Raw genomic sequence first — 16,774 nt, 5'->3', positions numbered from 1 at the left:
CCCTGCTTTAAGCAGAAGCTATGCCATCCAATTTCGATGGATTCGTATGGTCGGGTGTGCCAATTGCATGCGTGGTGATCGCAATCGGTGCCGAGATGCGGTCTTTGGTGCATTCAAGAATGCGATTTTTGTATTTTTGATGGCGATGGGCTTGGGCTTCGGTCATTTCATCGCTGATGACTCGACTCATCACCGTCGCATCCCCTGCATGTCGTCGTTGCGGGGCGGCCTTCTGTCGAAAGAGAGGCGGGTGCATGGCACATGCATACGACAGCGGATGGCATAAATACTGCTTGGTGGACTTCGTATATGCCCACTGCTTCTGAATCTGCGCATCCGAATCGGCGCCTCCTGATCCGACATGCCGATTGGCTGGTCACCATGGACCCGACCCGTCGCATCGTCAGCGATGGCGCCGTCGCCATCGAAGGCAGCCGGATCGTCGCCGTCGGCAAGACCGAGGAGATCGAGGCCTTCTTCCAGGCCGACAAGGTCATCGATGCGGCCGGCAAGCTCGTGATGCCCGGACTCGTCGACACCCATGTCCACAACTCGCAGCAACTGGGCCGCGGCCTGTGCGATGGCTGCGACCTGCCCGTGCATCTGTTCGAACGCCTCTATGGCTACGAGCAGCAACTGACCGAAGAAGACGCCTACTGGGCGGCGATCAACTGCCAGCTGGAGATGATCCGCGCCGGCACGACCTGCTTCGTCGACCCGGGCAACTATTTCCCCGATCAGATGGCGCGCGCCATCGGCGAGAGCGGCATGCGCGGCGTGATCGCCCGCATCGCCTTCGACGTGCACAGCACGCCGATGGGCGAGCTGTCGTCACATCTGAAGCGCGAGACGGCCGATGAAGCGCTGGGCCATGCCGAGGCCGCGGTGCGCCGCCTCAACGGCCTGCATGACGGACGCGTGCGCACCTGGTTCGGCCTGCGCGTGCTGGCCGTGTGTTCCGACGACCTGATCCGGCGCGCCAAGGCCCGGGCCGACGATCTCGGCGTGGGCCTGGCGCTGCATGCGTCGGAGTCGCGCGACGAGGTGGTCGCCGCCCGCGTGAAGTTCGGCATGCATGACCTCGAGCGCATGGACGTGCTCGGTGCGCTCGGCCCGAACCTGCTGGTGATCCACATGGGCTGGGCCAGCCCGCGCGAGATCGCGCTGTGCGTCAAGCACGACATCAAGGTTTCATGCTCTCCGTCCGCGGGCTATCGCCTCGGCATGGGCAGCATGGAGTTCGGTCGCTTCCCCGAGATGCTCGAACTCGGCGTGAGCGTGTCGCTGGGTTCGGACAGCGCCATGTCGAGCAACTTCGTCGACGTCGTTCGGCAGATGAACCTGGCCGCGGGCGGTGCCAAGTCGCAGCGGCTCGATCCCAGCGTGCTGCCGCCCGAGACGGCCATCGAAATGGCCACGCTGCACGGCGCGCGCTGCGCGCTGTGGAGCGACGAGATCGGCTCGCTGGAGCCCGGCAAGCGCGCCGACATCGCGATCTTCGACACCCGCAAGCCCGAGTGGCAGCCGGTGCTCAACCCCATCGCCAATCTGGTGTTCGCGGCCCGCGGCGGCGCGGACACCGTGGTGTGCAACGGCGAGGTGCTGATGGAGAACGGCGTGGTGCTGAGCATCGACGAGGAACGCGCCTTGCTCGAGTCGCAGACGCGCGGCAGGCGCATCGCGCGCGAGTCGGGACTCGGCGCCAAAGTCATGCCCAAGTGGCCCGTGGAGTGAGCTGAGCGACATGGACTTCGATCTCAAGATATTTCTCGAAACGCTGCCCCTGCTGGTGAAGGGCGCGGGCATCACGATCATGCTGACCGTGGTGTCGAGCGCGCTCGGCATCGTGATCGGCTTCTTCATGGCGCAGGGCCGTGTGGCGCGGGCCGCGCTGCCGCGCCGCGTCGCTGCGGTCTACGTGTTCTTCTTCCGCACGATGCCGCTGCTGCTCACGCTGACGCTGCTGTACTACGGCCTGCCGTCGCTGGGCATCAACATCGACGCGCTGCCGGTGGCCATCGTCGGGCTGTCGATCACCTTCGGCGCGTACGCCACCGAGATCATCCGCGCGGGCATCGAGTCGGTGGCGCCGGCGCAGATCCGGGCGGCGCGCGCCATCGGGCTGTCGCACTTCCAGGCGATGCGCTGGGTGATCCTGCCGCAGGCCATGCGCCGCGTGCTGGCGCCGCTGTCGAACGAGGTGCTCTCCACGCTGAAGCAGACCTCGCTCGTATCGACCATCGCCATCGCCGACCTGCTGCGCGTCGGTGTCGAGACCATGTCATGGCGCGCCAACACCTTCAGCCCGCTGATGGGCGTCGCGCTCGGCTACTTCATCCTGGCGCTGCCGCTCATCGGGCTCAACAAATTCCTCGAAACCCGCATCCGCGTGACCTGACGGCCGCGCATCCATCGCTTTCCTTCCTCAATCCCTGGAGTCCAGAATGTTCAGTTCCCTCACCCGCCGGTCGCAATTGCTCGCCGTGGCCTGTGCATCGCTGATCGGTGCGTTCGCGACCCTCGGCGCGGCCCATGCGCAAGCGCCCGCCACCGCCAAGCCGGGCGTCCTCAGCATCGCCAACTCGGGCCACTACCCGCCGATGGAGTTCATGGAGAACGGCAAGCTGGTGGGCTTCGACATCGACATGGGCAACGAGATGGCCCGCCGCCTGGGCCTGAAGACCGACTGGGTCGTGGTCGAATACAAGGGCATCATCGGCACGCTCAAGTCCAAGCGCACCGACATCCTGATCTCGTCGATGACCGTCACGCCGGCACGTGCCGAGCAGGTGCTCTTCACCGACGGCTACCTCGACGCCGACATCGGCGCCGCCGTCAACAAGGCCGATGCCGGCCTGACGCCCAACAAGGTCGATGCGAAGGACACCATCGGTGTCGAGATCGGTTCCGCAGGCGCCGCCTGGGCCAAGGACAACTTCCCGTCGGGCAGCAACATCAAGGTCTACGACACGCTGATGCTGGCCATCAAGGACCTCGACGCGGGCCGCGTCAAGCTCGTCGTCAACAACCTGCCGGCGCTGCAGCACCAGAGCAAGGACATGAAGAACCTCACCGTGACCTCGGCTTGGGAGAAGCGCATGGCCGGCATCGCGGTCCGCAAGGAAGACACCGAGATGGCCGCTGCGCTGAACAAGACGCTGGCGTCGATGAAGGCCGACGGCTTCATGAAGAAGCTCGAGGAAAAGTGGTTCAGCGGACAGTAAGGAGCATCCGACGTGGAAGTTGAGCCCAAGCTCGCCGTCGAGATCCGAGGCCTGCACAAGCGCTACGGCGACAACGCCGTGCTGCGCGGCATCGACCTGAACGTCCGCAAGGGCGAGGTCATCTCGATCATCGGCCCCTCGGGGTCGGGCAAGAGCACGCTGCTGTCCTGCATCAACTTCATCGAGCCGTACGACGAAGGCGACGTGCTGGTCGACGGCCAGCTCGTGGGCTACGAGTTCAAGCTCGGCGGTCGCATGCTGGCCGGCGAAGAGCGCCTCAATGCGCTGCGCCGCAAGGTGGGCTTCGTGTTCCAGCAGTACAACCTGTTCCCGCACATGACCGTGCTGCGCAACATCACGCTCGGTCTGATCCAGGTGCAGGGCATCGCGAAGGACCGCGCCGCCGAGATCGCACTGGCGCAGCTCGACAAGGTCGGCCTGCGCGCCAAGGCCGGCAGCTATCCCGGCGAGCTTTCCGGTGGCCAGCAGCAGCGCGTGGCGATCGCCCGTGCGCTGGCGATGTCGCCCACCGTGCTGCTGCTCGACGAGATCACGTCGGCACTCGACCCAGAACTCGTGGGCGAGGTGCTGAGCGTCATACAGGACCTGGCGAGCACCGGCCTCACGATGCTGATCGTGACGCACGAGATGCGTTTTGCACGCGACGTGTCGTCGCGCGTGGTGTTCATGGACGGCGGTGTCGTGGTCGAGAGCGCGGAGCCCGAGACCCTGTTCCTCGATCCCCAGGCCGACCGCCTGAAGCAGTTCCTGACACGCTTCCAGGCCTGAGCCCGCACGCGAAACTCCATTTGTTCCCACAACGATCCAGAGGCATATGACTGCATCCAACGACACCCCCACGCCGCCGACACGCACGCCGCGCGACCGTGCGCGCGAGAAATCCGTGACGCTGGCCGACGAGCTCCAGGAGACGCTCGAAGGCCTGATCGTCAGCGGTGCCCTCAAGCCCGGCACCCGGCTCGACGAGGCCGAGCTCGTCGCGCGCTTCCAGGTGTCGCGCACGCCCCTGCGCGAAGCACTCAAGGCGCTCGCCGGCAACGGCCTGGTCGAGATGCGCGGCCACCAGGGCGCCTGCGTGGCCAGCATCTCGCTGCCCGTTCTCATCGAGATGTTCCAGATGATGTCGGTGATGGAAGGCCTCTGTGCCCGCTACGCGGCGCGCCGCGCCACGGTCGCCCAGCGTGCCGAGATGAAGCGCATCCACACCCGGCTGAGCGAACTGCTCGTCGTTGCCGACCACGAGAGCTTCTACGAGGTGAACCGCGAGTTCCACGACGCGCTGTACGAGGCGTCGAACACCCACTACCTGGCCGAACAGACCCGCACGCTGCGCAAGCGCGTGGGCGTGTACCGCCGGCACGTGACCTTCCAGCCCGGCCGTATGGCGGCGACCATCGGCGAGCACCTGGCCATCATCGAAGCCATCGAGCGCAACGATGCGGAGGCGGCCTTCGCCGCGGCCGCGGATCACGTCACGCTGCTGCAGGACGACATGGTCGATCTCATCGCCGCCATCACGGCCAACATTCCCGGCGCCGTCTGAGGCTGCGCCTTCTTCTCTCCACGTTCCACTGAACCATGATCACTCTCGACCTGAAGGGACAGACCGTCCTGATCACCGGTGCTTCCAAGGGCATCGGCCTCGCGGCGGCACGCATCTTCGCCGAGGCCGGCTGCCACCTGCATCTGGCCGCGCGCGACGCCGCGGCGCTCGAGGCCGCGCGCGCCGAGATCACCGCTGCGCATGGCGTCGACGTCACGGTCCATCCGATGGACCTGGCGGCGCCCGGCGCCATGCGTGCGCTGGACGAGGCGGTCGGCGACATCGACATCCTCATCAACAACGCGGGCGACATCCCTTCCGGCCCGATCGAGTCGCTCGACTTCGACGTGGTGCGCCGAGGCTTTGCGCTCAAGGTGCTGGGCTACATGGAACTCACGCAGCTGGTCTACGCGCGCATGAAGCGCATCGGCCATGGCGTGATCGTGAACGACATCGGCAACTCCGGCGAGAACTGGGACGCCAACTACATCGCCGGCTCGACCGGCAATGCGGCCGTGATGGCCTTCACCAAGGCGCTCGGCGGCGTGAGCCTGGACGACGGCATCCGCGTGGTCGGCGTCAACCCGGGCCCGGTGTCGACCGACCGCATGGTCAAGCTCATGAAGCGCCGCTCGCTCGACATGCACGGCGACGAGAGCCGCTGGAAGGAGCTCTTCGTGCAGTACCCCGGCGGCCGTCCGGCCGAGGCCGATGAAGTCGCCGAACTGATGCTGTTCCTGGCGTCGCCGCATGCGGCCTACATCACCGGCACGGTGGTGACGATCGACGGCGGCATCGCCGCGCGCGGCTCGATCATCAAGACCAGCAAGAAGGCTGCCGAGATGGAGGCGGCGCTGCGCGCCAAGGCGGCCTGAGCCCACCGCATCCACGGCCGGCCGCGCCTCGATGACGGACATCTACACACATTGCAGCGTGCTGGCAGGCCAGGCGCTGGTGCTGATTCCAGAGGCCACGCTGGTGGTGGAGCACGGCCGCATCGCCGCGATCGAGCGGCAGCGCCGCAGCGAGGGCATCGACCTCGGCGGCCATCTCGTCATCCCGGCCTTCGTCAACGCGCACACGCACATCGGCGACACCGCCGCGAAGGAGCTGGGTGTCGGCCTGTGCGTCGAGGACGCGGTCTATCCGCCGGATGGGCTCAAGCACCGGTTGTTCAACGCGTGGACGCCCGAGCAGCTCGATGCGTCCCTGCGCCAGGGGCTCCGGGAGATGCTGCGTGGCGGCATTGCCGCCTTCGGCGATTTTCGCGAGGGCGGCCTCGCGGGCGTGCACGCGCTGCGCCGCACGAGCCAAGGCCTGCCGATCGAGCCGGTCGTGCTCGGCCGCCCGCTGTTCCAGCCGGGCGACGACGAGGCCGCGCGTGCGCGGCAGATCGCGGCGCTGGCCGAGGCGGCCGACGGATTCGGCATCCCGAGCGTCGATGCCTTCGACCTCGGCACGCTGCGGCACATGCGCAGCGCCCATCCCGATCGGCTGATGGCCGTGCACGTGGCCGAATCGCCGCGCGACGCCCGGCGCTCGCTGGCGCAGCACGGACTGACCGAGGTGGCGCGCGCGCTGGCCTTCGAGCCCGACCTGATGGTGCATCTCACGCATGCCACGCCGCAGGACCTGGCGCTGCTCCATGCGCGCGGCCAGCGGGTCGTCTGCTGCCCGCGCACCAACCTGCTGCTGGCCGACGGCCTGCCGCCGCTGCAGGCGCTCGGCGCGCCGGGCATGGCGTGGTCGCTCGGTACCGACAACATGATGTTCTCCAGCCCGGACATGTTCCGCGAGATGGACATGGCCAGCCGCCTCGCACGCGGCATGACGCTGGATGCGCGGGCCGCCGAGGCGCGTAGCGTGCTGTCGGCCGCCACGCACGGCGGGGCGGTGGCGCTGGGCCTGTCGCATCGCCTCGGCGCGATCGATGTCGGCAAGGAGGCCAGCTTCCTGGCGCTCGACGTCCATGGCGATGCGCTGTGGGCCAGCCCCGATCCGATGTCGTCGATCGTGCACCGCTGCGGCCCGTCCGACATCGTCCATTCGGTGATCGGCGGCCGGGCGGTCATCCGCGAGCGCCGACTGCTTGCCGGCCTCTGAGCCCGCATCGCCATTGATTGACTGTCCGCAACGACCCCGAGGACCCTGCCCGATGAATTCCGAGTTCGCCTTCAACGCACCGCCCGCCACGCCGGAGGCATCGATCGACGTGTGCGGCCAGACGCTCGACCTCGGCGCCCATGGCGAACAGGTGCTGGCCCTTTGCGCGCAGCTCGCGCCGACCGTGATCGAACGCGACAAGACCGGCGGCAGCGGCTGGGAGCAGCACGGCATGCTGCGCGCGAGCGGCCTGGCCACGCTGGCGGTACCACGTGCGCAGGGTGGCGAGGAAGCGCCCTGGCCGCTGATCCTGCGCATCGTGCGCCGCGTGGCGCAGGTGGACAGTTCGATCGCCCATCTGCTGGCCTTCCAGCATCTGCAGGTGGCGACCGTGCGCCTGTTCGGCGACGCCGCGCAGCAGCAGCGCTTCCTGGCCGGCACCGTGGCCCATCGCTGGCTCTGGGGCAACGCCGTGAACGCGCGCGACACGCGCCTGAACGTGACGCTGCACGGCGACGATTACGTGCTCGACGGCGTCAAGAGCTTCTGCTCGGGCACGCGCGGCTCGGACATGATGACCGTGTCGGTCGCGACCGGCACGGCGCCGACCGACCGCCTCTTCGCCGTCATCCCGACCACGCGCGCCGGCGTGACCGCGCTCGACGACTGGGACGCGATCGGCCAGCGCCAGACCGACAGCGGCAGCGTGCGCTTCGCGCAGGTGCCGATCCATCCCGACGAGGTGCTGCGAGACCCCGGCCCGGCCTCGAGCCCGCGTGCCACGCTGCGCAACATGCTCGGCCAGATGATGCTGACCGAGAACTACCTCGGCAACGCGCTCGGCGCGCTGCGCCATGCGGCCGACTACACCAGGGAGCACGTGAAGGCCTGGGCCATGTCCGGCCAGGCCGAGGCGGTCGAAGACCCCTACCTGCTGCTGCGCACCGGCGAGCTCTGGATGCAGCTGCGCGCCGCGGTCTCGCTGTCCGAACTGGCCAACCGGCACTTCCAGCAGGCCTGGGAACGCGGCCTCGAACTCACGCCCGAGCAGCGCGGCGCGCTCAGCATCGACGTGGCGGCCGCCCGCGCGATGGCGGCGCGCGTGGCGCTGCACGTCACCAGCCAGATCTTCGAGATGGTCGGCGCCCGCGCCACCGCCAGCCGCAACGGCCTGGACCGCTTCTGGCGCAACGTGCGCACGCACACGCTGCACGACCCGATCGACTACCGGCTCAAGGAGGTCGGCCGATGGCTGCTGACCGGCCAGCCGCCGTTCCCCTATTCGTACGGTTGAGCGCCTGCCGCGCCGCCCCGATCGTCTTTCCGCTTCTGTCTTTCACTTCCAAAGGATTCCGGTCATGAACAGGTCGTCCGCGCTGCGTCGCAAGTTGTTGTTGGGCATGGGGGCCGCGCCGTTCGCCGGTGCCGTGCCGTGGGCGCATGCCGCGCCCCAGAAGATCGTGGTGGCCGAGAGCCAGGGCTACAACTGGGCGCTGCCCTACCTGCTCTCGTCGCGCAATTTCTGGAAGAAATACGACGTCGACGCGAGCACGCTCGGCTTCACCTCGGGCCGGCTCGCGCTCGATGCGGTGCTGGCGGGCAAGGCGCAGTTCGGCACCACCACCGACAGCCCGATGGCACTGCTGGGCGCCAACGGCCTGCGCTCGATCATCGTGGCGGAGTTCTCGCGCGTGTCGCAGGGCATGGTCGTCGCGGCGCGCAGCGACCGTGGCATCGAGCGGTCGAACGACCTCAAGGGCAAGCGCGTGGCCACCACGCTGGGCACCAGCGGCCACTATTACCTGAGCCGCTACCTGTCGCTCTACGGCCTCACGCTGAAGGACGTGCAGGTGATCAACCTGCGTGCGCCCGACGCCGTGACGGCGCTCGTGCGCGGCGACATCGACGCCTTCGCCTGGGGCCAGGAAGCCGGCGAGAACGCGATCGCGCAGGCGCCCGACAAGGTCAAGCTGCTGTCCAACGACAACATCGAGAAGGTGTTCGCCAGCCACTACATCCTGGCCGCCACGGAAGACGTGGTGAAGAACCAGCCGCAGCTGGTGCAGGCCGCGGTGCGGGCGCTGATCGATGCCGAGAACTTCTACAAGGCCGACTACGCCGGCGCCGTCACCGACGTCGCGGCGCGCCTCAAGGCGCCCGAGGACGTGGTGCGCAAGTCGATGACTTCGATGAGCGTCGGCGTGGGGCTCGACGGCTCGCTGCTCGACGACCTCGTGCTCAACGGCAAGTGGGCCGTCGAGGCCGGCCTCGCACGCCAGCCCGATCAGGACCTGCGCACGCTCTACCGCGGCCTGATCAGCACCGACGCGATGCGCGCGGTGGCGCCCGAGCGGGTCAAGCTGGCATGAGCACCCGCCCGGCCGTCAGCATCCGGCACGTGTCCAAGCTCTATGCGACGTCCGACGGCCAGCCGAGCTGGGCGCTGATGGACGTCGACCTGGACATCGCGCCCGGCGAATTCGTCTGCGCGATCGGCCCGAGCGGCTGTGGCAAGACCACGCTGCTGAACCTGATCGCGGGCTTCATCACCGCCACCGGCGGCACGGTCGAGTTCGAGGGCGCGCCGGTCACGGGCCCGTCGCCGTCGCGCAGCGTCGTGTTCCAGGAGTACGCGCTGTTCCCGTGGATGACGGCGCAGCGCAACGTCGAGTTCGGGCTGAAGATGCAGGGCGTGCCCGCGGCCGAGCGGCGCGAGCGCGCGGCGCGGCTGCTGGCGATGACCGGCCTGGCGCGCGCCGCCGGCCGCTATCCGTTCGAGCTTTCCGGCGGCATGCGCCAGCGCGTGGCGGTGGCGCGTGCGCTGGCGACGCAGCCGCGCGTGCTGCTGATGGACGAGCCCTTCGCCGCCATCGACGCACTTACCCGCGCCAGCCTGCAGCGCGAACTGCTGGGCATCTGGCGCGAGCTGGCACCGAGCATCTTCTTCATCACCCACAACATCGAGGAAGCCGTGTACCTCGCGCAGCGCGTGGTGGTGATGAGCCCGCATCCGGGCCGCATCGAACAGGTGGTCGAGGTCGACCTGCCGTATCCGCGCGACCGCGGCTCGCCCGAGTTCGCCGCGGCTTACGCACGCATCGCCAGGACCTTCGCCGAACTCGAAACCCCCACCGTGGAGACGCAGCCATGACGCCGCAGGAACGCCAGGCCATCGAACAGGGCTTCCTCGCGAGCCGCGCAAGCAGCCAGCGCCGCGCGGGCTGGCGCCAGGTCGGGCTCGGCCTGATCGGCGTGCTGATCTTCCTGTGCCTCTGGGAGCTGGCGCCGCGCGTGGTGCCCGGCATCAACCCGAAGATGTTCCCGCCGCCTTCCGACACCGTGCGCGAGCTCTATGCGATGACCTTCAAGACCGGCGAGATCTGGCCGCATGTCGCAGCCAGCCTGCAGCGCGCGGTGCTGGGCTTCGTGCTGGGCGCCAGCCTGGGCGTGGTGAGCGGCGTGCTGACCGGCCGCAGCACGGTGCTGCGCCAGTTGAGCGATCCGCTGCTGCACGGCTTTCGCGCAATCCCGTCGATCGCCATCGTGCCGCTCGCCATCGTGTGGTTCGGCCTGGGCGATCTGTCGAAGGTGATGCTGATCGCCTGGGGCACCTTCTTCCCGGTCTGGGTCAACACCTTCATCGGCGTGCGCGACCTGCCGCCGATCTACCTGCGCTCGGCCGCGAGCCTGGGCGCGGGCCGCATGCAGCAGGTCTTCCTGGTCGCGCTGCCCGCGGCCTTGCCCTTCGTCTTCGCCGGCCTGCGGCAGGCCACGGCGGTCGCCTTCGTGGTGCTCGTGGCCGCCGAGCTGGTGGGCGCGGAGCAGGGCCTGGGCTACCTGATCTCCTTCGCGCACCTGGTGTTTCGCGTCGACGTCATGTTCGTCGGGCTGATCTTCCTCGGCGCCATCGGCTTCGCGGCGGACCACCTGTTCGCGATCCTGCTGACGCGGCTGTTCCCGTGGTACGGCGGGGAGTCGCGGCGATGAGCGGCGCGCTGCCGATGGGCGACGCCGACCTGGTGCTGACCGGCGGCCAGGTGCTGACGATGGTCCCCGGCGCGGCCGCGGCACAGGCCGTGGCCTTGCGCCGCGGCCGTGTGCTCGCGGTCGGCAGCGATGCCGACGCCATGGCACATGCGGGCCCCCGCACCGCGCTGCTGCCGCTGGCCGGCCGCACCGTCGTGCCGGGCCTGATCGACGCGCACGCCCATGCCGAACGCGAGGGCCTCAAGACGCTGCGCCCGAGCCTGGCCGAGGCCCGCAGCGTGGCCGACGTGCTGGCCGTGATCGCGCGCGAGGCCGCGCGCACGCCCGAGGGCGCGTGGATCGTCACCATGCCGGTCGGCCGCCCGCCGTACTACTTCGACGGCCTGGCGCAACTGGCCGAAGGCCGCATGCCGACGCGTGCCGAAATCGACGGCGTGGCGCCGCGGCATCCGGTGCTGATCCCCGGCCTGTTCGGCAACTGGGGCGTGCCGCCGGGCTACAACGCACTCAACTCGCTCGGCCTCGAACGCAACGGCATCGTGCCCGGCAGCTGCCCCGAATGCGCCGGGCTGGAAATCGAGTTCGGCGTCGACGGCCAGCCCACCGGCCTGATCGTCGAGAACAACAAGCGGCCGATGGTCGAGTTCGACCTGCTGCGCGATGTGCCCGCCTTCGGCTTCGACGACCGGCTCGAAGGCCTGCGCCGATCGCTGCCGATCTATCACGCCACCGGCACCACCAGCCTCTATGAAGGTCACGGCTCCGCGCCGGAGACGATCTCGGTCTACCGGCGGCTGTGGGAGCAGGGCGAGCTCACGATGCGCACGCGCCTGTGCGTGAGCCCGGTGTGGTCGAACCTCGCAGAGGCGAAGCTCGCGATGCGCGACTGGCTCGCGCACGCGCGCGGCCGTGGGCTGGGCGACGACTTCCTGCGTGTGAGCGGCGTCTACATCGGCCTCGGCGGCAGCGCCGTGTCGGCCGCCAAGGTGCGGCGCGCACTGCCCAACACCGGCTGGATGGGCTTCGTCGAGTGGGCCAACCGCATCGAGGACTTCGAGGACTACGCCACCGCCGCGGCCGAGCACGACCTGCGCGTGCACAGCGTCATCGGCGACCGGCTGGGCGAGGTGCTCGACGTGTTCGAGCGCATCGACCGCCGCTTTCCGCTGGCCGGCCGGCGCTGGGTGCTGGAGCACATCGGCGCCATGGACGCCGCCGACATCCCGCGCCTGAAGCGGCTCGGCGTGATGGTGTCGACCATTCCGTTCTATTCGCTCTGGAAGAACGGCAAGGTGCGGCTGGACGCGCCGGACGAAGGCAATGGCCACGTGCCGCAGCGCCTGCTGATCGAGGCCGGCCTGCCGCTGGCCGTGGGCAGCGACAACGTGCCGCCGAGCATGTTCCATGCGATGTGGGCGTCGGTGGTGCGGCGCGAGCGCACCAGCGGCCGCGTGATCGGTCCGGCGCAATCACTCGACCGGATGCAGGCGCTGGCGGCCATGACGCGCCATGGCGCCTGGCTCAGCTTCGAGGAGCACGAGAAGGGCATGCTCGCGCCCGGATGCGTCGCCGACCTGGCCGTGCTCAGCGGCGACCCGCTGCGCGTCGCCGACGACGCGCTGCCGGGCCTGCATGCGTTGCTGACGCTGGTCGGCGGGCGTGTGGTGCATGCGGCGGATGCGGCGCTGCGTGCGCTTGCGGAGGCTGGTGCGCCGGAGGGGTGACGGCAGCGTCGCTCAAAAGCTCCCGCAAACCCGCAGCACATCCGCCCCGTACGCCTCGAGCTTCTTCGTCCCCAGCCCGCTCACGCCCTGCAGGTCTTCCAGTGTCGCGGGTGCGCGCTCCGCGATGGCCGCCAGCGTGGCGTCGTGGAAGATCACATAGGCCGGCAGGTTGTGTTCGCGTGCCACTTCGGCGCGCCAGGCCTTGAGTGCGGCGAAGCGCTTCTGGCCGGTCTCGTCCAGCGCCGCCGCGGCGGCCGATGGCGCACCGCGCGCGGCCTTTTCGCGGCGCGGCTTGCCGCTGCGCGTGGCGGGTGACGACACCGATTCGCGCAGGCTCACCGGCTGCTCGCCCTTGAGCACGGCGCGCGAGCCGTCGGTGAGCTGCAGCGTGTTGAAGGCCTCCGAATTGACGGCCAGTGCACCGGTCGCGATCAGCTGGCGCAGCACGCCGCGCAATTGCACTTCGCTGAACTCCGCGCCGATGCCGAAGGTGCTGATGCTCTCGTGGCCGAACTGCTTCACCTTCTCGGTCGCCTTGCCGCGCAGGATGTCCATGATGTGGCCCGCGCCGAAGCTGATGCCGCTGTGCTGGTTCACGCGGTAGATCGTGCTGAGCAGCTTGCGTGCGGCGTCTGTGCCATCCCACACCTGCGGCGGGTTCAGACAGTTGTCGCAGTTGCCGCAGGGCGTCGACGCTTCCCCGAAATAGCCCAGCAGCCGCACGCGCCGGCAGTCGCTCGCCTCGGCCAGCGACAGCAGTGCGTCGAGCTTGCCGCGCATCACCTGCTTGAACTCCTCGCCGGCCGGGCTCTCGTCGATCATGCGGCGCTGGTTGACCACGTCCTGCAGGCCGTAGGTCATCCAGGCGTCGGCGGGCAGGCCGTCGCGGCCGGCGCGGCCGGTTTCCTGGTAGTAGCCCTCGATGTTCTTGGGCATGTCGAGGTGGCCGACGAAGCGCACGTCCGGCTTGTCGATGCCCATGCCGAAGGCGATGGTCGCCACCATCACGATGCCTTCCTCGCGCAGGAAGCGGTCCTGATGCTTCTGGCGCACCGCGGCGTCCAGCCCCGCGTGATAAGGCAGGGCGTTGATGCCGGCGTCCTTCAGCATCACGGCCACGTCCTCGACCCGCTTGCGCGACTGGCAATAGACGACGCCGGCATCGCCTTCGTGCTCGCGCTCGATGAAGCGCAGCAATTGCGTGGTCGCGTCCTTCTTCTCGACGATGGTGTAGCGGATGTTCGGCCGGTCGAAGCTGCTGACGAACTGCCGCGCTTCTTCCAGCTGCAGCCGCTCGACGATGTCGGCGCGCGTCAGGTCGTCGGCGGTGGCCGTGAGCGCAATGCGCGGCACGCCCGCATAGCGTTCGTGCAGCACGGTCAGCGAGCGGTACTCGGGCCGGAAGTCGTGGCCCCACTGGCTCACGCAATGCGCCTCGTCGATCGCGAACAGGCTGAGCTTGCCGCGCTCGTGCAGCGAGTCGAGCTGCGACAGGAAGCGCGGCGTGTTCACGCGCTCGGGCGCGGCGTAGAGCAGCGTGATCTCGCCGCGCAGCATGCGGCGTTCGACGTCCTGCGTCTGCTCCCAGTCGAGCGTGGAATTGAGGAAGGCGGCGCTCACGCCGGCTTCGTGCAGCGCGCCGACCTGGTCGTGCATCAGCGCGATCAGCGGCGACACCACGATCGACACGCCGTGCCCGGCGCGCTGCCGTGCGATGGCGGGGATCTGGTAGCACAGCGACTTGCCGCCGCCGGTAGGCATCAGCACCAGCGCGTCGCCGCCCGCCACCACGTGGTCGACGATGTCGGCCTGCGCGCCGCGGAACTGCTCGTAGCCGAAGACCTCGTGGAGGATGCCGCGCGGATCGGGCGAAGAAAGGGTGGGGGGCGAGGCGGACAAGGGGAGTCGTTGCGTGAGTGGTCTGGCGGCGGCATGGCCGGCAGCCGCCGATTGTCGCCGCTCGGTGTTTTCCCCGGCAGCGATGCTGGTGACTCTGTATAGACAGGTTCGGGCGCCTGGCGCAGTATTCACGGCGCCACCGCGGCCCGGGCTGCCACGGATGCCCGATGCCGGCCAGGCCCGGCCGCGCCAATCCGGGGCGCCACCCGCCGAAATCGAGGGCGATGCGCTGATTTGGGGAGTCGGCACGGCGCGTTGCCGCCGCGGCGGCGCCGGGCAGGCTGTGGCGCGACTGGCATCGTTTTTGCAATGCACCTGTATAGACCAGATAGGAAAGGCATCCGCATGCGCACCGAGACCCCCGACCGCGTGAGTCCGCAGCTCGCCACGTCCGCCGTGTCCGCGGCTGCCGCCAGCCCTGCGGTCGCCGATGCCGACGTCGCCGCGTTCCAGCGCGACGGCGTCATCGTGCTGCGCCAGGTCTTCAACGACTGGGTCGAGCCGCTGCGCGCCGGCATCGCGGCGCTGATGGCCGACCCGAGCCCGCTCGAACGCTCCGTGGTGCCGGCCGACGGCACGGCACCTTTCTTCCAGGACCTGTGCAACTGGCAGCGCATCCCGCAGTTCCGCGATTTCGTCTTCGGCTCGCCGGCCGCACCGCTGGCCGCCGCGCTGATGTCGTCGAAGACCGCGCGCTTCTTTCACGACCACGTGCTGGTCAAGCAGCCCGGCGGCAGCACCGTCACGCCCTGGCACCAGGACCAGCCGTACTACTGCGTCGATGGCCGCCAGAGCGTGAGCTTCTGGATCCCGCTCGATCCGGTGGCGCGCGACGTGGTCATGGAATGCGTGCGCGGCTCGCACCGCTGGGGCAAGGACTTCCGGCCGATGCGCTTCAACGGCACCCGCCTGTACGAGAACGACGACTTCGAGGTCATGCCCGACATCGAGGCGATGCGCGGCGAGCTCGACCTGGCCGGCTGGGACATGCAGCCCGGCGACGCGATCGCCTTCGACTTCCGCACGGTGCACGGCGCACCGGGCAATGCATCGCCGCGGTCGCGCCGCGTGTTCTCGGCGCGCTGGGTCGGCGACGACGCGACCTATGCGGTGCGCGCGGGCAAGGGCTCGCCGCCGTTCACCGGACTGACCATGCAGCATGGCGATCCGTTCGACGCGCCGATCTTCCCGCTGGTGCACGCCGACGGTACCGCCGCGGCCAGCTGAGTTCGTTTCCCCTTCGCCCGTCCTTTCCTCCTTTCCACCCTTCCTCCTTTTTTACGGAGTCACGATGCCCTCACTGAAGAAATCCGCCGTCTCGGCCTTGCTCGCCGCCACCTTCGCGCTGGGCCTCGCCGGCGCCGCTGCCGCCCAGGAAGCCGCCGTGGCGATCGGCATCTCGGGCTGGACCGGCTTCGCGCCGCTCACGCTCGCCAAGGAAGCCGGCATCTTCAAGAAGAACGGGCTGGACGTGACGATCCGCAAGATCCCGCAGAAGGACCGCCACCTGGCGATCGCGTCCGGCGACATCCAGTGCGCCGCCACCACGGTCGAGACCTGGATCGTCTGGAACACCAACGGCATCGCCACCACGCAGCTGTTCAAGATGGACCAGGGCATGGGTTCGGACGGCATCGTCGCGAAGAACAGCATCACCCAGGTCAGCGACCTCAAGGGCAAGACCGTCGCCGCATCGGCGCCCGGCACCAGCCCGCACTTCTTCCTGTCGTGGGTGCTCAAGAAGAACGGCCTGACGCTGAAGGACGTGACCGTCGTCACGCTCGAGCCGTCGCCCGCCGCCACCGCCTTCGTCGCCGGCAATTCCGGCCTCGACGCCGCCGTCACCTACGAGCCCTACCTGAGCCTGGTCAACGACAAGCCCGAGGCCGGCAAGATGCTGGCCAACTCGCTGCAGTACCCGGCCGTGTTCGACACCTTCGGCTGCACGCCGAAGTTCATCAAGGAGAACCCGAAGGCCGCCAAGGCGCTGACCGAGAGCTACTTCGAGGCGCTCGACATGATCAAGGCCGACAAGACCAAGGCCTTCACGATCATGGGCGCCGACGTCAAGCAGACGGCCGAGCAGTTCGAGAAGTCGCAGGCCAAGATCCAGTGGGCCGACCGCGAAGCCAACATGAAGTTCTTCAACGGCGACATCCAGGCCTTCAACAAGGAAGCCGCGGTGCTGCTGCAGGAGATCGGCGTGATCAAGACCGCGCCGACCCACATGGACGCGCTGTTCGACACCAGCTTCCTGAAGAAGTAAGCCAGCG

16 protein-coding genes are annotated in these 16,774 nt (G+C 68.8%); 14 read left to right on the top strand and 2 right to left on the bottom strand.

Annotated features, from left to right (window positions below; translation table 11 throughout):
- Positions 1-7: 7 nt before the first annotated feature.
- Entirely contained in the window at positions 8-190 is a 183-nt protein-coding gene (locus AC07PZ_RS05270) for a hypothetical protein (RefSeq protein ID WP_495293989.1), read from the bottom strand.
- Positions 191-381: 191 nt separating this feature from the next.
- On the opposite strand from AC07PZ_RS05270, the gene AC07PZ_RS05265 reads away from it, so the two are divergent.
- From AC07PZ_RS05265 to AC07PZ_RS05210, 12 genes are all read left to right on the top strand, one after another.
- Complete coding sequence (locus AC07PZ_RS05265; protein WP_495293988.1) at positions 382-1,734, top strand: amidohydrolase family protein; 1,353 nt, start codon at positions 382-384, stop codon at positions 1,732-1,734.
- Between the two features lie 10 nt (positions 1,735-1,744).
- Positions 1,745-2,398 carry an amino acid ABC transporter permease gene (locus AC07PZ_RS05260; RefSeq protein WP_495293987.1) on the top strand — a complete coding sequence of 218 codons (654 nt, stop codon included), beginning with the start codon at positions 1,745-1,747 and terminating at the stop codon, positions 2,396-2,398.
- 46 nt (positions 2,399-2,444) lie between these two features.
- Complete coding sequence (locus AC07PZ_RS05255; RefSeq protein ID WP_495293986.1) at positions 2,445-3,224, top strand: ABC transporter substrate-binding protein; 780 nt, start codon at positions 2,445-2,447, stop codon at positions 3,222-3,224.
- A gap of 12 nt (positions 3,225-3,236) precedes the next feature.
- Positions 3,237-4,013: an amino acid ABC transporter ATP-binding protein gene (locus AC07PZ_RS05250; protein ID WP_495293985.1), complete on the top strand. Its 777-nt coding sequence runs from the start codon at positions 3,237-3,239 to the stop codon at positions 4,011-4,013.
- Positions 4,014-4,059: 46 nt separating this feature from the next.
- On the top strand, positions 4,060-4,788 hold the full coding sequence (locus AC07PZ_RS05245) for a GntR family transcriptional regulator (protein ID WP_495293984.1): 729 nt from the start codon (positions 4,060-4,062) through the stop codon (positions 4,786-4,788).
- A gap of 38 nt (positions 4,789-4,826) precedes the next feature.
- Positions 4,827-5,663: an SDR family oxidoreductase gene (locus AC07PZ_RS05240; RefSeq protein ID WP_495294546.1), complete on the top strand. Its 837-nt coding sequence runs from the start codon at positions 4,827-4,829 to the stop codon at positions 5,661-5,663.
- 31 nt (positions 5,664-5,694) lie between these two features.
- Positions 5,695-6,891, top strand: a complete 1,197-nt coding sequence (locus AC07PZ_RS05235) for an amidohydrolase family protein (protein WP_495293983.1) — start codon at positions 5,695-5,697, stop codon at positions 6,889-6,891.
- Between the two features lie 52 nt (positions 6,892-6,943).
- Entirely contained in the window at positions 6,944-8,185 is a 1,242-nt protein-coding gene (locus AC07PZ_RS05230) for an acyl-CoA dehydrogenase family protein (protein WP_495293982.1), read from the top strand.
- Between the two features lie 64 nt (positions 8,186-8,249).
- Positions 8,250-9,260 carry an ABC transporter substrate-binding protein gene (locus AC07PZ_RS05225; protein ID WP_495293981.1) on the top strand — a complete coding sequence of 337 codons (1,011 nt, stop codon included), beginning with the start codon at positions 8,250-8,252 and terminating at the stop codon, positions 9,258-9,260.
- Positions 9,257-10,042, top strand: coding sequence for an ABC transporter ATP-binding protein (locus AC07PZ_RS05220; RefSeq protein WP_495293980.1), 786 nt, complete (start codon positions 9,257-9,259; stop codon positions 10,040-10,042). The genes AC07PZ_RS05225 and AC07PZ_RS05220 overlap by 4 nt, the downstream gene beginning before the upstream one ends.
- Positions 10,039-10,878: an ABC transporter permease gene (locus AC07PZ_RS05215; protein ID WP_495293979.1), complete on the top strand. Its 840-nt coding sequence runs from the start codon at positions 10,039-10,041 to the stop codon at positions 10,876-10,878. Before AC07PZ_RS05220 ends, AC07PZ_RS05215 begins: the two co-directional genes overlap by 4 nt.
- Positions 10,875-12,602, top strand: coding sequence for an amidohydrolase (locus AC07PZ_RS05210; protein WP_495293978.1), 1,728 nt, complete (start codon positions 10,875-10,877; stop codon positions 12,600-12,602). Before AC07PZ_RS05215 ends, AC07PZ_RS05210 begins: the two co-directional genes overlap by 4 nt.
- Positions 12,603-12,614: 12 nt before the next feature.
- Here AC07PZ_RS05210 and recQ read toward each other — a convergent pair whose 3' ends face one another.
- The gene (gene recQ, locus AC07PZ_RS05205; RefSeq protein ID WP_495293977.1) at positions 12,615-14,501 is read right to left on the bottom strand and encodes a DNA helicase RecQ; all 1,887 of its coding nucleotides are present in this window, start codon (positions 14,499-14,501) and stop codon (positions 12,615-12,617) included.
- Positions 14,502-14,846: 345 nt separating this feature from the next.
- Between recQ and AC07PZ_RS05200 the strand changes: the two genes are divergently transcribed.
- Together AC07PZ_RS05200 and AC07PZ_RS05195 are read left to right on the top strand one after the other, a co-directional pair.
- The gene (locus AC07PZ_RS05200; protein WP_495293976.1) at positions 14,847-15,728 is read left to right on the top strand and encodes a phytanoyl-CoA dioxygenase family protein; all 882 of its coding nucleotides are present in this window, start codon (positions 14,847-14,849) and stop codon (positions 15,726-15,728) included.
- Positions 15,729-15,792: 64 nt separating this feature from the next.
- On the top strand, positions 15,793-16,767 hold the full coding sequence (locus AC07PZ_RS05195; RefSeq protein WP_495293975.1) for an ABC transporter substrate-binding protein: 975 nt from the start codon (positions 15,793-15,795) through the stop codon (positions 16,765-16,767).
- The last annotated feature ends 7 nt before the right edge of the window (positions 16,768-16,774 follow it).

Source organism: Variovorax sp. GW821-FHT10B04, assembly GCF_059415645.1.
This window is presented reverse-complemented; position numbering and strand designations above follow the sequence as displayed.

Coding starts and splice junctions, on each gene's coding strand:
- AC07PZ_RS05270 (WP_495293989.1), bottom strand. CDS start 190: ATGAGTCGAGTCATCAGCGATGAAATGACCGAAGCCCAAGCCCATCGC.
- AC07PZ_RS05265 (WP_495293988.1), top strand. CDS start 382: ATGGACCCGACCCGTCGCATCGTCAGCGATGGCGCCGTCGCCATCGAA.
- AC07PZ_RS05260 (WP_495293987.1), top strand. CDS start 1,745: ATGGACTTCGATCTCAAGATATTTCTCGAAACGCTGCCCCTGCTGGTG.
- AC07PZ_RS05255 (WP_495293986.1), top strand. CDS start 2,445: ATGTTCAGTTCCCTCACCCGCCGGTCGCAATTGCTCGCCGTGGCCTGT.
- AC07PZ_RS05245 (WP_495293984.1), top strand. CDS start 4,060: ATGACTGCATCCAACGACACCCCCACGCCGCCGACACGCACGCCGCGC.
- AC07PZ_RS05235 (WP_495293983.1), top strand. CDS start 5,695: ATGACGGACATCTACACACATTGCAGCGTGCTGGCAGGCCAGGCGCTG.
- AC07PZ_RS05230 (WP_495293982.1), top strand. CDS start 6,944: ATGAATTCCGAGTTCGCCTTCAACGCACCGCCCGCCACGCCGGAGGCA.
- AC07PZ_RS05225 (WP_495293981.1), top strand. CDS start 8,250: ATGAACAGGTCGTCCGCGCTGCGTCGCAAGTTGTTGTTGGGCATGGGG.
- AC07PZ_RS05220 (WP_495293980.1), top strand. CDS start 9,257: ATGAGCACCCGCCCGGCCGTCAGCATCCGGCACGTGTCCAAGCTCTAT.
- AC07PZ_RS05215 (WP_495293979.1), top strand. CDS start 10,039: ATGACGCCGCAGGAACGCCAGGCCATCGAACAGGGCTTCCTCGCGAGC.
- AC07PZ_RS05210 (WP_495293978.1), top strand. CDS start 10,875: ATGAGCGGCGCGCTGCCGATGGGCGACGCCGACCTGGTGCTGACCGGC.
- AC07PZ_RS05200 (WP_495293976.1), top strand. CDS start 14,847: ATGCGCACCGAGACCCCCGACCGCGTGAGTCCGCAGCTCGCCACGTCC.
- AC07PZ_RS05195 (WP_495293975.1), top strand. CDS start 15,793: ATGCCCTCACTGAAGAAATCCGCCGTCTCGGCCTTGCTCGCCGCCACC.